The sequence below is a fragment of the Humibacter sp. RRB41 genome, assembly GCF_022761015.1.
Taxonomy (GTDB): Bacteria; Actinomycetota; Actinomycetes; order Actinomycetales; family Microbacteriaceae; genus Humibacter.
Genome location: NZ_JAKWJQ010000002.1, coordinates 539,012 through 552,994, shown reverse-complemented (window position 1 = coordinate 552,994; position 13,983 = coordinate 539,012). Strand labels below are relative to the sequence as shown.

The following is a 13,983-nucleotide window of genomic DNA, read 5'->3' as shown; positions in this document are numbered from 1 at the left end:
TTCAACGCCCCTTTTTCGTGTGGACGCCGGGGTCCGCACACCCTTCCCCGCACAGAGATTGAGAGCGACGTGCCAGATCACGACGAGCGAGACGGCTCAGAAGCCCGTTACGACTTCGCTGCCATCCAGGCGAAGTGGCTGCCTGCGTGGGAGGAGCTCCGACCGTTCCGCACGGATGCTCCCGGCGACAAGCGCCCGCGCAAGTACGTGCTCGACATGTTCCCGTACCCGTCGGGCGACCTGCACATGGGGCATGCCGAGGCGTTCGGTTTCGGCGATATCGTTGCGCGGTATTGGCGCCAGCAGGGATTCAACGTGCTGCACCCGATCGGCTGGGATTCCTTCGGGCTGCCTGCCGAGAACGCGGCGATCAAGCGCGGCATCGACCCGCGCGGCTGGACCTACGACAACATCGCGCAGCAGAAGCGCAGCTTCCGCATCTACGCCCCGTCGTTCGACTGGAGCAAGGAACTGCACACCAGCGATCCCGAGTACTACAAGTGGAACCAGTGGCTGTTCCTGAAGCTGTACGAGAAGGGCCTCGCCTACCGCAAGGACGGCTCCGTCAACTGGTGCCCCAACGACCAGACAGTGCTCGCCAACGAGCAGGTCATCGACGGCCATTGCGAGCGCTGCGGGTTCGCCGTCGTGAAGAAGAAGCTGACCCAGTGGTACTTCCGTGTCACCGACTACGGTGACAGGCTGCTCGACGACTTGAACCAGCTCGAGGGATCGTGGCCGTCGCGCGTGCTGACGATGCAGCGCAACTGGATCGGTCGCTCGATCGGCGCCGACGTGCAGTTCAGGATCGAAGGCAGGAACGAGCCGATCGCCGTCTACACGACGCGCCCCGACACGCTGTACGGTGCGACGTTCCTCGTGGTGGCGCCGGACTCCGACCTGGCATCTGAGCTGGCCATGGATGCCCCGGCGCACGTGCGTGAGCGGTTCGACGACTACCTGCGCCAGACGCAGGCGGCCACGGACATCGAGCGGCTGAGCACGGACCGTGAGAAGACCGGAATGTTCTTGGAGCGGTATGCGATCAACCCGCTCAGCGGTGAGCGACTGCCGATCTGGACCGCCGACTACGTGCTGGCTGAATACGGCCACGGCGCCGTCATGGCGGTGCCGGCTCACGACCAGCGCGACCTCGACTTCGCGCGCACGTTCGACCTGCCTGTGCGGGTCGTGGTGGACACGAACGCGCCGATCACGGGCGCGATCCCCGTCATTCCGACCGATCCGGAGACCGGCGAAGCGCTGCTTCCCGAGGACCTGCCGCCTCTCGACCCGGCGTCGACCGGTGTGGCGTTGACCGGTGACGGTCGCCTCATCAACTCCGGCCCGTTCAACGGGCTGAGCAAGAACAACGCCATCCACCGCATCACCGAGGCACTCGAGTCGTCGTCGATCGGCCACGCCGCGCGCAATTTCAGGCTGCGCGACTGGCTGATCTCTCGGCAGCGCTATTGGGGCACACCGATCCCGATCATCCACTGCCCGGCGTGTGGCGAGGTGCCGGTGCCCGAGGACCAGCTGCCCGTCGTTCTGCCGGACGCGGAGGGCCTGGACCTCAAGCCGAAGGGCACCAGCCCACTGGGCGCGGCGACGGAGTGGTCGACTGTCGACTGCCCGAACTGCGGCGGCAAGGCGACACGTGACAGCGACACCATGGACACGTTCGTCGACAGCTCCTGGTACTACCTGCGCTACCTCTCGGCGAACGACGACACGCAGGCTTTCGATCCCGCCGAAGTGGAGAAATGGGCTCCCGTCGACCAGTACGTCGGCGGCGTCGAGCACGCGATCCTGCACCTGCTCTACTCGCGTTTCATGACGAAGGTGCTGTTCGACCTCGGGTACGTGTCGTTCACCGAGCCGTTCATGTCCTTGCTCAACCAGGGCCAGGTCATATTGAACGGTGCTGCGATGAGCAAGTCGAAGGGCAACCTCGTCGAGTTCGCCGACGAGCTGCGTCAGCACGGCGCTGACGCACTGCGCATGACGATCGCCTTCGCCGGTCCGCCGGAAGACGATATCGACTGGGCGGATGTCTCGGCGGCCGGAAGCGCGAAGTTCCTGGCTCGCGCGTGGCGGCTGGCTCACGACGTGACCAGCTCTCCCGACGTCGAGTGGCGTTCCGGCGACATCGCGCTCCGGCGCGTCACGCACCGCCTGCTCGCGGACGCCCCGGCTCTCGTCGAGCAGTTCAAGTTCAACGTGGTCGTCGCGCGGCTCATGGAACTGGTGAACGCGACGCGAAAGGCGATCGACTCCGGTCCCGGCCCGCAGGATGCCGCGGTGCGAGAGGCCGCAGAGGTGGTCACCCTGGTGCTCAACCTGTTCGCCCCGTACACGGCCGAAGACATGTGGCAGGCACTCGGCTACGAGCCGACCGTCGCCTTGCAGCTGTGGCGCAGGGCCGATCCGAGTCTTCTCATCGAGGAGTCGCTGACCGCGATCGTGCAGGTCGACGGCAAGGTGCGCGACCGCGTCGAGGTCTCGCCCAAGATCGGGGCGGACGAGCTCGAAGGTCTGGCTCGGGCATCCGCAGCGGTGCAGCGTGCGCTCGGAGACCGAGAGCCGGCCAGCGTGGTGGTTCGCGCTCCACGCCTAGTGAACTTCGTCACAGCGAAATAGCGTTCAGCGGCCGATGGCCCGTCGTCCCCAGGGCGGCGGGCCATCGCCGCGTCCACGGTCTGGCGCGAAGCGAGGATGACGACGTCGTCGTCCCCGTACCGTCACGGGAGTGGATGCCGACCCTCGCGATGCGCTCTCCCCCCGCTCTCGCGCGTTGCCCCGCACCGTGAAGGTGAAGATCGGTCTCGGAGCCGCCGCGGTTCTGCTCATCGCGGCGTTCGCGGTCGCCGTACTGGTCGGCATGCTCGCTCCGAGCGGGGAGAGCGGGCGGGTACCGGCTGTGACGGTGACCGCTGCGGGATCGGATCGCCCGGTGCCTGTGCCGACACCCACCTCCGTGCTCTACGTGCACGTTCTCGGCGCAGTGACGCGCCCCGGCCTCTACACGCTCGCCGATGGCGCACGGGTGGTCGATGCGATCGGGGCGGCCGGGGGCATGACCGACGATGCCGACCAGTCGGGAGTCAACCTCGCCAGGCAGCTCAGCGACGGGGAACAGCTGATCGTGCCCCATGTCGGCGATCCGGCAGCGGTGCCTGCCGCAGGGGCCGGTGCCTCCGGCGGCAGTGCGCTTCCTGGCGGCAAGGTCAACCTGAACACCGCCACCGACGAGCAACTCGAGACCCTCCCGCGAGTCGGACCGGCGATGGCGGCGAAGATCATCGCCTGGCGCACCGAGAACGGCCGTTTCACCTCCGTCGACGACCTGATGAACGTGAGCGGCATCGGCGAGAAGACCTTCGACGGCCTCAAGGACCAGGTGACCGTCTGATGATCGACGTGAGGCTCGCTGTGCCCGCGATCGCCGCGTGGGTTGGCGGCGGCGTCGCGCTGCAGATACCGGGTCCACCGGTGTGGGCAGCCGTCGCGTTGTGGAGTGCTGCGGTCGCGGCGGCGGCGACGGCGGTCATCCTTCGGGTGCTTGGAGAGGACGAGCGCGATGATTCCGCCCGTCGAAGGGGCAGAGCCGCTGCTGTCGCCGCGGGGGTGTGCGTCGCCGCAGCTGCCGCAGCACTGGTGTGCACGGCGGCGAGCGTTGCACTGCCCGCACGGCATCCGGATGCCGTCGCCCGGCTCGAACACCACACGGTCGCGCTCCGTGCCGACGTGACGTCACTGGCGGTCCAGGCCGCGACCTCGCCGTACTCGGGTGGTCGCGTTCGGTTCTCGGCGACCGTCACCGCACTGACCGCCGGTCGAACGACGATGGGCGCGCGCATGCCCGTTCAGGTCTTCGCACCGGTCGGCACGCACGTGCAGATCGGAGAGACCGTGACGGCGACGGGGACGGTGACGATGCTCGAGCCGGGTTCAGAGACAGCCGCGCTCGTCTACGCGGGCGCCAGCCCCCGCGTGGTCGCTGCAGCCGCTGCCCCTCTGGCAGCCGCCAACTCGATGCGGAGTGCCTTCTCGGCACAAGCGAGCGAACTCGCCGGCGATGGAGGCGACCTGCTCCCCGGGCTTGCGATCGGCGACGTGCACGGACTGCCGACCTCGCTCTCCGACGCCATGAAGCAGGCGAGCCTGACACACCTCACCGCGGTGTCAGGAGCGAACTGCGCTGTTGTGGTCTCCCTGGTCGGCGCAGCGGCAGGCGCGCTGGGACTCGGACGCGGCATCCGCTCGGCATCATCCCTCATCGCCCTCGCAGGATTCGTCGTGCTGGTGACGCCCCAGCCCAGCGTGCTGCGGGCCGCCGTGATGGCCACCGTGATCGTGTTCGGCAGCTGGGCCGGGCGACCGGGGCGAGCGGTCTCCGCACTCTCGCTCGCGATCATCGCGTTGCTCTGCGTCGACCCATGGTTGGCCGTCGACTACGGGTTCGCGTTGTCGGTGCTCGCGACGGGAGCACTGCTGCTGCTCGCGCCGCCGATGACCGAGCGCATGAGCCGATGGATGCCGTCGCGAGTAGCAGCCCTGCTCGCGGTCCCGATCGCGGCACAGGTCGCCTGCCAGCCCGTACTGCTGCTGCTCAACCCGACAGTGCCGCTGTACGGCGTGCTGGCGAATCTCGTGGCAGAGCCGGCCGCCCCGATCGCGACGGTGCTCGGCCTCGTGTCTTGCGTTCTGACCCCGTTCTGGCCGGCTGCCGGGCTGTTGCTCGCGCACGTCGCATGGGTGCCATCGGCGTGGATCGCGGCGGTCGCGAGGGTCACACAGGTACTCCCGGCCAGCGGACTCGGGTGGGTGGACGGCGTGGCCGGATTCGTGTTGATGCTGGCCGTCACGCTGGCGATCGTCCTTGTCGTTGTGAGGCCTGCGCGAAGGGTGACGCGACTGGCGCGCGTGATCGCGCTCACGGCATCCGGTGCGCTGGTCGTGTGCTCTCTGGCCGGCATGGCGGGCGGCCGCGTCGCCGAGGCGCTGCAGCGGCCGTCGGACTGGAACATCGCGGCCTGCGACATCGGTCAGGGCGACGCGGTGCTTGTGCAGAGCCACGGTGCGCATGCCTTGATCGATGTCGGTCCCGACCCCGCTCCGCTCACTGAATGCCTCTCGGAATTGGGCGTCTCCCACATCGACCTGCTCGTGCTCACCCACTACGACATGGACCATGTCGGCGGCGTCGCGGCGGTGGTCGGCAAGGTCGGAGTGGCGATGGTCGGTCCGCCGTCGGACGCGCACGGCCGCGCCGTCGACACCGCGCTGACAAAGGGCGGGGCCAAGGTGACGGTGGCGCAATCGGGCGACAAGGGCCGAATCGGCACCCTCGACTGGAGCGTATTGTGGCCGGATGCCGACGCAGGCGGCATGGAGGACGGCAACGAACGCAGCGTGACGGTCCTCTTCGACGGCGACGGTCTGCGCTCGATCTTTCTCGGCGACCTCGACGAGCGCGCGCAGGCCGCGCTGCTCGACACGGATCGGCCGCAGCGGGTGGACGTCGTGAAGGTTGCCCATCACGGGTCGTCGGACCAAGATGACGCGCTCTACCAACGCCTCGGCGCCGCCGTCGGCTTGATCTCGTGTGGCGCAGGCAACGACTACGGGCATCCGACGGCGAAGGCCCTCCGCATCCTGAAGCGCGCAGGCACGCTGGCGATGCGTACCGACGTGCAAGGCATCCTCATGGTGAGTGCTGACGGCGACGGCGGCCTGCGCACGTGGACGCAGAAGCATGCCACCTCGGAACAGCTGGCGACCCCTGGTCGTTCCCGCGGCGTCGGCGGTGACGATTAGGCTTGGCGAGGTCATCGAGAGGAGTGCTGTGGCGGCGACGACGCGCAGTGGAGGAGCGAGATCGGCGGGCGGCAGACCCGCCGCGTCCCGCGCTGGTGCGGCTCGCGGCGCCGGTCGATCTGCGGCGGTCAGGGTCTCCATCCCGCAGCTGACCTGGCAGGACGTGCGTGCTGCACCCGTAGTACTGGTGAGCGGCACCGAGACCGTGCTCGCCGACCGGGCCATGCGCATTCTGCGCGATCGACTGCGCGAAGCAGACCCGAGCGTGGAGGTCACCGACATCGCGGCGGGGGAGTACATCGCGGGCGGGCTCGCGTCGGTGGCGAGCCCTTCGTTGTTCGGAGAGCCGCGACTCATCAGGGTGAGTGGCGCCGAGAAGGCGAGTGATGCCTTCATCGACGACCTGATCTCCTACCTCGAGGCCCCTGCAGATGACACGACTGTGGTCGTGCGTCACGCGGGAGGTCAGCGGGGCAAGAGGTTCCTCGACGCCGTTCGCAGCGGATCCGGCGGGGGAGTCGAAGTGGTGTGCGCCGAACTCAAACGTGAATCGGACAAATACGACTTCGCCCAGGCCGAGTTCCGCATGGCAGGGAAGAAGGTCACTCCTGGAGCGCTACGTGCCGTGACGGGCGCGTTCGCCGATGACCTCGCCGAACTCGCCGCAGCCTGTCAGCAGCTCATCTCCGACACCGGCGCAGAGATCACAGAGGCGACCGTCGACCGCTACTACGGCGGCCGCGTGGAGACGAACGCGTTCAAGGTCGCGGATTCCGCACTGGCCGGCCGCCACGGCGAGGCGTTGCTGACACTGCGTCACGCCCTGGCCTCAGGCGCAGACCCGGTGCCGATGGTGGCGGCGTTCGCGAGCAAGGTGCGCACCATGGCGAAGCTCTACGGGGCGCGTGGAAGCTCGGCGCAACTGGCGTCTCAGTTCGGTCTCGCGCCCTGGCAGGTGGATCGCGCGCGACGCGATCTGCAGGGCTGGACCGAGGAAGGGCTCGCGCGCAGCATCCAGGTCGTCGCCGACACCGATGCCAGCGTCAAGGGAGCAGGTCGAGATCCGGTCTTCGCGCTCGAGCGCATGATCGAGATCCTCAGCGCACGTGGCGTGACGCCGGTCTCCCGCTAGCAGCAGGTACGCAAAAGAGCCCCGTCACGAGGACGAGGCTCTTTTGGCAAATGTCTTGTTGCGTCGGTGTTCTGCTCGCGACACGCTCCACGAGGCGGCGGCTGTGCCGGCGCCGTACGCGACCACGCGCGGTCCCGACCGCGGCGCGCCCGGCTGGGACGGGCGCGCAAAGGTCTACAGCGCTGCGACCTGCTTGGCGATGGACGACTTGCGGTTCGCCGCCTGGTTCTTGTGGATGACGCCCTTGCTGACGGCCTTGTCGAGCTTCTTGCTCGCGCGAGCGAGGGCGACGGTCGCCTTGTCCTTGTCGCCCGCGGCGACGGCGTCGCGCGTAGAGCGGATGGCGGTCTTGAGCTCGCTCTTGACGGCCTTGTTGCGCTCGTGCGCCTTCTCGTTGGTGCGAATGCGCTTGATCTGCGACTTGATGTTTGCCACGAGTGGTCTTGTCTTTCGTTCGAGGTGGTGTGTCAGGATGTGCCGCCGGACGAGAGAGGGCGTCTGGCGGCTTTTCGTGTGGATGAGACCACACGCAAGCCAGCAAACAACTCTACCAGACACCCTCTGTTCCGCCGAACCGTGTGCCCTCAGGCCGGTACGGCTCCCGCGCGCACCTGCCTAGGGTGGAAGGCATGAGTCGCACACAAGCATCCGTCGCCGTCGTCAATGCCTATGTCGTGCCCGTCGTCGGCGAGCCCATCGAGAACGGCACGGTGGTCGTCGAGAGCGGTGTGATCACCGCCGTCGGTGCCGATGTGACGCCGCCTCCTGGGATCCGGGTGGTGGATGCAGGTGGTCGCTGGCTGCTCCCCGGCTTCATCGAGCCGCACGGTCACGTCGGCATCCACGAGGAGTCCAACGGAGCTGCCGGAAACGACACCAACGAGATGACCGACCCGAACACGGCGGGAGTCAGGGCGCTCGATGCCATCGACATCGACGACGAGGGATTTCGCGACGCGCTGAGCGGAGGAATCACATCCGTGGTGGTCAAGCCGGGCAGCGGCAACGTGATCGGCGGTCAGACGATCGCCATCAAAACCTGGGGTGGCCGCACCGTCGACGAGCAGGTGATCAGCGAGGCCGTGAGCGTGAAGTCGGCATTGGGCGAGAACCCCAAGCGCGTGTACGGCGAGAAGAAGCAGACCCCGAGCACTCGGCTGGGCGTCGCCTACGTCATTCGCCAGGCACTTGCCGACGCGCAGCACTATGCCGCGGCGCGAGATGCGGCGGCCGAGAAGGGCGAGCCGTTCGCCCGCGACCTGGCGAAGGAGACTCTCGCCCGTGTCTTGTCGGGAGAACTCGCCTGGGACCAGCATGTGCACCGGCATGACGACATCGCAACGGCCATCCGTCTTGCCGACGAGTTCGGTTACCGGCTCGTGATCAACCACGGAACCGACGGCGCGAAGTTGGCGGACGTGCTCGCTGAACGAGACATCCCGGTGATCTACGGTCCGATGTTCACCTCCCGATCGAAGCTGGAACTGCGGGACCGGGCCATTGCGAACCTCGGCCGACTGGCATCCGCGGGTGTGCGCGTGGCGATCACGACCGACCACCCGGTCGTGCCGATCAACTTCCTCGTGTACCAGGCAGCGCTCGCGGTCAAAGACGGTCTCGACCGCACCGTCGCGCTCGAGGCCCTCACGGTGAACCCCGCGTCGTTCCTGCGGCTCGACGACCGAGTCGGCTCGCTGCAGGTGGGACTCGATGGAGACCTCGTGCTGTGGTCGGGCGATCCGCTCGACGTGATGAACCGGGCAGAGTGCGTGTTCATCTCCGGCGCAGAGGTGTACCGCTGGGAGAACGGGCGCGGAATCGTGACCGAGCGTTCGGAGCGATTCGAGGGGTAGCCGTGGCCGCACGGGGCGCTCGCTCGTTCATGGGAGAATTGCCGAACGATGTCACCACGTGCAACAACGGCCCTCGAGCCAGCAGCGACCGATCCGGCGCGCATCCGCAATTTCTGCATCATCGCGCACATCGACCACGGAAAGTCGACGCTCGCCGATCGCATGCTCCAGTCGACCGGTGTCGTCGAGGAGCGGGCGATGCGCGCGCAGTACCTCGACCGCATGGACATCGAGCGCGAGCGAGGGATCACGATCAAGAGCCAGGCCGTGCGCATGCCCTGGGCGTACGAGGACGATACCTACGCCTTGAACATGATCGACACGCCGGGCCACGTCGACTTCACGTACGAGGTCTCCCGCTCGCTCGCGGCGTGCGAGGGAGCGATCCTCCTCGTGGATGCCGCCCAGGGCATCGAGGCGCAGACTCTCGCCAATCTTTACTTGGCACTGGAGAACGACCTCACGATCATCCCTGTCCTGAACAAGATCGACCTCCCCGCCGCTGACCCGGATAAATACGCCCGCGAATTGGCCGATCTGATCGGCGGCAGCCCTGACGACGTGATGCGCGTCTCCGGCAAGACCGGCGCCGGTGTCGAAGAGTTGCTCGATCGCATCACCGAACTGGTTCCAGCGCCAACCGGGGTTGCGGACGCGCCGGCGCGTGCCATGATCTTCGATTCCGTCTATGACAGTTATCGCGGCGTCGTCACGTATGTGCGGATGATCGACGGGCGACTCACGCCACGCGAACGCATCCAGATGATGTCCACCCGTGCGACCCACGACATCCTCGAGATCGGGGTGAGCTCCCCGGAGCCCACGCCGAGCGAAGGGCTCGGCGTGGGCGAGGTCGGCTATCTGATCACCGGAGTGAAGGACGTTCGCCAATCGAAGGTCGGCGACACCGTCACCACGGCGGTGAAGCCGGCGACTCAGGCGCTGCCCGGTTACACCGAGCCGCTGCCGATGGTCTTCTCCGGTCTGTACCCGATCGATGGCAGCGACTATCCGGAGCTGCGAGAGGCCCTCGACAAGCTCAAGCTGTCGGATGCCGCACTCAACTACGAGCCGGAGACGTCCGTGGCGCTCGGCTTCGGATTCCGTTGCGGATTCCTCGGTCTGCTCCACCTGGAGATCGTCACCGAAAGGCTCGAGCGCGAGTTCGGTCTGGACATCATCACGACCGCGCCGAGCGTGATCTATCACGTGACGACCGAGGACGACAAGACCGTGACGGTCACGAACCCGAGCGAATTCCCCACAGGCAAGGTCGACAGTGTTCGCGAGCCGATGGTCAAGGCCGCCATCCTCGCGCCCAAGGACTTCGTCGGCACGATCATGGAGCTTTGTCAGTCTCGCCGGGGTGCCCTGCTCGGCATGGATTACCTCGGTGAAGATCGGGTCGAGATCCGCTATCGGATGCCGCTGGGAGAGATCGTCTTCGACTTCTTCGACCAGCTGAAGAGCCGAACGCAGGGGTACGCCAGCCTCGACTACGAGCCGGCCGGCGAGCAGGACGCCGATCTGGTGAAGGTCGACATCCTGCTGCAGGGTGAGCAGGTCGACGCCTTCAGTGCGATCGTGCACCGCGACAAGGCCTACGCTTACGGGGTCCTCATGACGGAGCGGCTGAGAAAGCTGATTCCTCGTCAGCAGTTCGAGGTCCCGGTGCAGGCAGCGATCGGCGCCAGGATCATCGCAAGAGAGTCGATCCGTGCCATGCGCAAGGACGTGCTGGCGAAGTGCTACGGCGGCGACATCACGCGCAAGCGCAAGCTCCTCGAGAAGCAGAAAGAGGGCAAGAAGCGCATGAAGATGGTCGGCCGCGTCGAGGTGCCGCAAGAAGCGTTCATCGCCGCACTGAGCGGGGACGTCGAGAAGAAGTCGTCATGAGTTCCGGCGGCGCACCGCGGCCGCTGCGGGCGTCTCGTTCAGTCGCTGTGGAGGTCGCCGTCGCCGAACTCGGCTAAACTCGCTGGGCGAACAGGGGCAGGCCGACACGGCGCCGGAAACGGCGCAGGCGCACGGCCGCACACGAAGGGGCGAACCAACGAACGTCATGCGACGCAGTACTTTCACCGATCAGCCGGTGACCTACGCTGCCGTCGGCGCGACCCTCGCTCACGACCTGACGATGCATCCTCCGAAGGGCTTCCGGCCAACGGCGCGCTCGATCAGGCTCGGCAGCGGCGACGAGCGATTCGCCACGTCGTCGCGTGCGCTGATGACGTGGGGTGTGCAGCGCGGCAGCGGAGTGGAGATCAGCGAGATCGAGCCGGGCACCGGCGAGGAGTACGCCGGCGTGCGGTACGCCGAAGACGGAACGCCGGAACGGCTCGTGCCGCACCGCGGCGCGGAATCCGTCTTCGACGAAGACGGACAGCCCTACATCTCCAATGGCATGACCGCTGTGCTCCGCGTTCCGTTCGGCCCATTCCACGTGCACGCGCCGGTGCGCGTCGTCTACGTGATCGACGAAGAGCGCAGAGCCGGCTTCGGCTACGGCACCATGCACGGGCATCCGCTCTGCGGTGAGGAGTCGTTCGTCGTCGAGCAGCGCGAAGACGACTCTGTCTGGCTGACCATGCGGTCGTTCTCCCGCGTCGCGGGGGGAGCTCGCGCGATGGTGGGCCCGTTCGCCCGCGCCAGCCAGGCTCAGCTGACGAAGCGCTACCTGCGCGCGCTCCACCCGGTGAGCGGCAATCCCGTGATCGGCGGTCAGGCTGCGGGCACGGATGCGGACACGGTCACCGACAAGGCGGCTGTCGCCGCCGAGATCGCCGCCGCCGACACCACGGAGACCTCTTCGATCACGGCACATGCCGAGCGCCCTGCCGATCGCTGATCCGGCGCCGTCGGACGGACTGCTCCCCGACAGTGCAGCGGTCGGCGCACAGCATCGCGATTTCGGTGTCTACCTCCACGTGCCGTTCTGCCGAGTGCGCTGCGGATATTGCGATTTCAACACGTACACGGCCACCGAGCTGCGCGGCGTGAAACAGACTGACTACGCCGACCAGGCTCGGCAGGAGGTGCGGCTCGCCTCCGACGTGCTCGCACGTTCCGGTGTTGTCGCTCGGAAGGCCGCAACGGTGTTCTTCGGCGGCGGCACGCCAACACTCCTGCCGGCAGCCGATCTGCGCTCGATGTTGGTTCAGGTGCGCGACGTCTTCGGTCTCGCGGACGATGCCGAGGTCACGACCGAGGCGAATCCGGACAGCGTCGACGCGGCCTATCTCGCCGAGCTCGCCGACGCAGGGTTCACCCGGGTCTCGTTCGGAATGCAGTCAGCGGTGCCGCACGTGCTGCACACCCTCGAGCGCACGCACGACCCGGAGCGGGTTCCGCTCGTCGTGCGATGGGCGAAGGATGCCGGCCTGCAGGTGAGCCTCGATCTCATCTACGGAACGCCGGGCGAGTCGCTGAAGGACTGGGCGACGTCGGTCGACGCCGCACTGGAGTGCGCTCCCGACCACATTTCCGCCTACTCGCTGATCGTCGAGGACGGCACCAAGCTCGCGAGGCAGATCCGTCGCGGCGAGGTCGCCGAGCCCGATGAAGACCTGCAGGCCGACATGTACGAGCTCATCGACGACAGGCTCGCCGATACCGGCTTCGAATGGTACGAGGTCAGCAACTGGGCGACGGATGTCGACCACCGTTCGCGCCACAACCTCGGGTACTGGCTCGGTCACGACTGGTGGGGAGTGGGGCCAGGCGCCCACAGCCACGTAGGCGGTGTGCGGTGGTGGAACGTGAAGCATCCCGCCGCATATGCTCAACGAGTTCTGGCGGGTGATTCGCCCGCAGCGGGCAGGGAGACGCTGGATGCCACCACGCGCGAATTCGAGGACGTGCTACTGCGTGTACGCATCCGCGACGGCCTTCCCACGTCGGCCTTGCAAGGCACGGGTCGCGCCGCGGTCGCCGGTCTGATCGCAGACGGCCTTGTCGATGCGAAAGCCGCCCTGCACGGGTCGGTGGAACTGACCCGTGCAGGGCGGCTGCTGGCAGACGCTGTCGTGCGTCGACTGGTGGCGTAGTCCTACTTGATGAAAGCGATGGTCATCGGGTAGCGGTAGACCTCGCCGCGGTTCGAGCGCACGGCGGCGATGATGCTGAAGACGATGTTGACCACCCAGACGGCGAGCAGGATCAGGAAGCCGATCAAGATGAAGGATGTGATCCATCCGATGACCACGCCGATCAGAAGGGTCAGCTGGAAGTTCAGCGCATTCTTCGTGTTCTCGCGAACGAACGGCCCGCGATCCTTCAGCACGAGGTAGCCGATCAACGCAGGCAGGAAGGCGAGCGTCGCGTACGTGATGAACGAGATGATGGCTCCGCCGAGGTGCACCAGCGTCGACCAGGTCTTCTCGCTGGCGGGGTCCATCTGCGGAGATCCCTGCGCGTAGGGATTCTGCGGCGGAGGGGGCGGGACGTTGCTCATGTCGAACTCCTTAGGGGTTGCGCCCGGCACGGGCGATCTACGGCCCCCCACCCTAGGGCACAGGGGTAGGCCGGAGGGAGAGACGACGACGGCGTGCCGTGCCGTGCTCTCCCGCCGCCTCGGCTACTTGATGAAACGGAAGTTGAACGGGTAACGGTAGCTGCCGCCGGCGTTCACACGCACCCCGCCAAGGATCGAGAAGACGATATTGACGATCCACACCGCCCAGAACAAGAGCGAGAACAGGATCGTGATCGGCCAGAAGAAGACGCCGAAGATCACGCTGAGGATCTGGATCGCGACCTCGATGATCGTGAACGTGATCTGCCAGTTCAGCGCTTCCTTGCCCTCGACGTTGGTACGCGGGCCGCGATCCTTGAGGACGAGCCAGATGATGAGAGAAGGCAGGAAGCCGACCACGCCTCCGATGTGAGCCCACATCGCCGCAGTCTTGTCGGACTCCGGCGACAGCGGCTGGCCGGGGGCTGCATACTGAGGCTGCCCGTATTGCGGCGGCTGCTGCCCGTACTGGGGCGGCTGCTGCTGACCGTATTGCGGCGGCTGCTGCGCGTACTGGGGCGGCTGCTGTCCCGCCTGCGGCGGCTGCTGTCCGTACTGCGGCTGCTGTGGTGCAGGCGGCTGCTGTGGTGCAGGCGGCTGCTGGTTGGGATCTGCCGGTTCTTGTGGTGCGTTCGGATCGCTCATCGTACGGTGCCTTTCGA

General features: G+C 67.0%; 11 protein-coding genes. 8 read left to right on the top strand and 3 right to left on the bottom strand.

Going from position 1 to position 13,983, the window contains the following annotated elements; genetic code table 11:
* Positions 1-69: 69 nt before the first annotated feature.
* The 4 genes from leuS (at position 70) to holA (ending at position 6,955) form a co-directional block, all read left to right on the top strand.
* On the top strand, positions 70-2,643 hold the full coding sequence (gene leuS / locus MJ603_RS08580) for a leucine--tRNA ligase (protein ID WP_243063267.1): 2,574 nt from the start codon (positions 70-72) through the stop codon (positions 2,641-2,643).
* A gap of 109 nt (positions 2,644-2,752) precedes the next feature.
* A complete protein-coding gene (locus tag MJ603_RS08575; RefSeq protein ID WP_243063266.1) occupies positions 2,753-3,415 on the top strand; it encodes a helix-hairpin-helix domain-containing protein in 663 nt (220 codons plus the stop codon).
* Positions 3,415-5,823: a ComEC/Rec2 family competence protein gene (locus tag MJ603_RS08570; protein WP_243063265.1), complete on the top strand. Its 2,409-nt coding sequence runs from the start codon at positions 3,415-3,417 to the stop codon at positions 5,821-5,823. The genes MJ603_RS08575 and MJ603_RS08570 overlap by 1 nt, the downstream gene beginning before the upstream one ends.
* Positions 5,824-5,851: 28 nt before the next feature.
* Positions 5,852-6,955, top strand: a complete 1,104-nt coding sequence (gene holA, locus MJ603_RS08565; RefSeq protein WP_374230867.1) for a DNA polymerase III subunit delta — start codon at positions 5,852-5,854, stop codon at positions 6,953-6,955.
* A gap of 174 nt (positions 6,956-7,129) precedes the next feature.
* Here holA and rpsT read toward each other — a convergent pair whose 3' ends face one another.
* Positions 7,130-7,390 (bottom strand): 30S ribosomal protein S20, encoded by a 261-nt coding sequence (gene rpsT / locus MJ603_RS08560; protein WP_243063264.1) that lies wholly within the window; start codon positions 7,388-7,390, stop codon positions 7,130-7,132.
* Between the two features lie 194 nt (positions 7,391-7,584).
* On the opposite strand from rpsT, the gene MJ603_RS08555 reads away from it, so the two are divergent.
* From MJ603_RS08555 to hemW, 4 genes are all read left to right on the top strand, one after another.
* Positions 7,585-8,808: an amidohydrolase gene (locus MJ603_RS08555; RefSeq protein WP_243063263.1), complete on the top strand. Its 1,224-nt coding sequence runs from the start codon at positions 7,585-7,587 to the stop codon at positions 8,806-8,808.
* 48 nt (positions 8,809-8,856) lie between these two features.
* On the top strand, positions 8,857-10,704 hold the full coding sequence (gene lepA, locus MJ603_RS08550) for a translation elongation factor 4 (RefSeq protein WP_243063262.1): 1,848 nt from the start codon (positions 8,857-8,859) through the stop codon (positions 10,702-10,704).
* A 166-nt stretch (positions 10,705-10,870) separates the two neighbouring features.
* The gene (locus MJ603_RS08545; protein ID WP_243063261.1) at positions 10,871-11,656 is read left to right on the top strand and encodes a DUF1990 family protein; all 786 of its coding nucleotides are present in this window, start codon (positions 10,871-10,873) and stop codon (positions 11,654-11,656) included.
* Positions 11,631-12,854 carry a radical SAM family heme chaperone HemW gene (hemW, locus tag MJ603_RS08540; RefSeq protein ID WP_243063260.1) on the top strand — a complete coding sequence of 408 codons (1,224 nt, stop codon included), beginning with the start codon at positions 11,631-11,633 and terminating at the stop codon, positions 12,852-12,854. Before MJ603_RS08545 ends, hemW begins: the two co-directional genes overlap by 26 nt.
* Before the next feature lie 2 nt (positions 12,855-12,856).
* Here hemW and MJ603_RS08535 read toward each other — a convergent pair whose 3' ends face one another.
* Complete coding sequence (locus tag MJ603_RS08535) at positions 12,857-13,261, bottom strand: DUF4870 domain-containing protein (RefSeq protein WP_243063259.1); 405 nt, start codon at positions 13,259-13,261, stop codon at positions 12,857-12,859.
* A 123-nt stretch (positions 13,262-13,384) separates the two neighbouring features.
* A complete protein-coding gene (locus tag MJ603_RS08530; protein WP_243063258.1) occupies positions 13,385-13,966 on the bottom strand; it encodes a DUF4870 domain-containing protein in 582 nt (193 codons plus the stop codon).
* Between the last annotated feature and the right edge of the window lie 17 nt (positions 13,967-13,983).

Coding starts and splice junctions, on each gene's coding strand:
- MJ603_RS08570 (WP_243063265.1), top strand. CDS start 3,415: ATGATCGACGTGAGGCTCGCTGTGCCCGCGATCGCCGCGTGGGTTGGC.
- MJ603_RS08555 (WP_243063263.1), top strand. CDS start 7,585: ATGAGTCGCACACAAGCATCCGTCGCCGTCGTCAATGCCTATGTCGTG.
- MJ603_RS08545 (WP_243063261.1), top strand. CDS start 10,871: ATGCGACGCAGTACTTTCACCGATCAGCCGGTGACCTACGCTGCCGTC.
- MJ603_RS08535 (WP_243063259.1), bottom strand. CDS start 13,261: ATGAGCAACGTCCCGCCCCCTCCGCCGCAGAATCCCTACGCGCAGGGA.
- hemW (WP_243063260.1), top strand. CDS start 11,631: ATGCCGAGCGCCCTGCCGATCGCTGATCCGGCGCCGTCGGACGGACTG.
- MJ603_RS08530 (WP_243063258.1), bottom strand. CDS start 13,966: ATGAGCGATCCGAACGCACCACAAGAACCGGCAGATCCCAACCAGCAG.
- lepA (WP_243063262.1), top strand. CDS start 8,857: ATGTCACCACGTGCAACAACGGCCCTCGAGCCAGCAGCGACCGATCCG.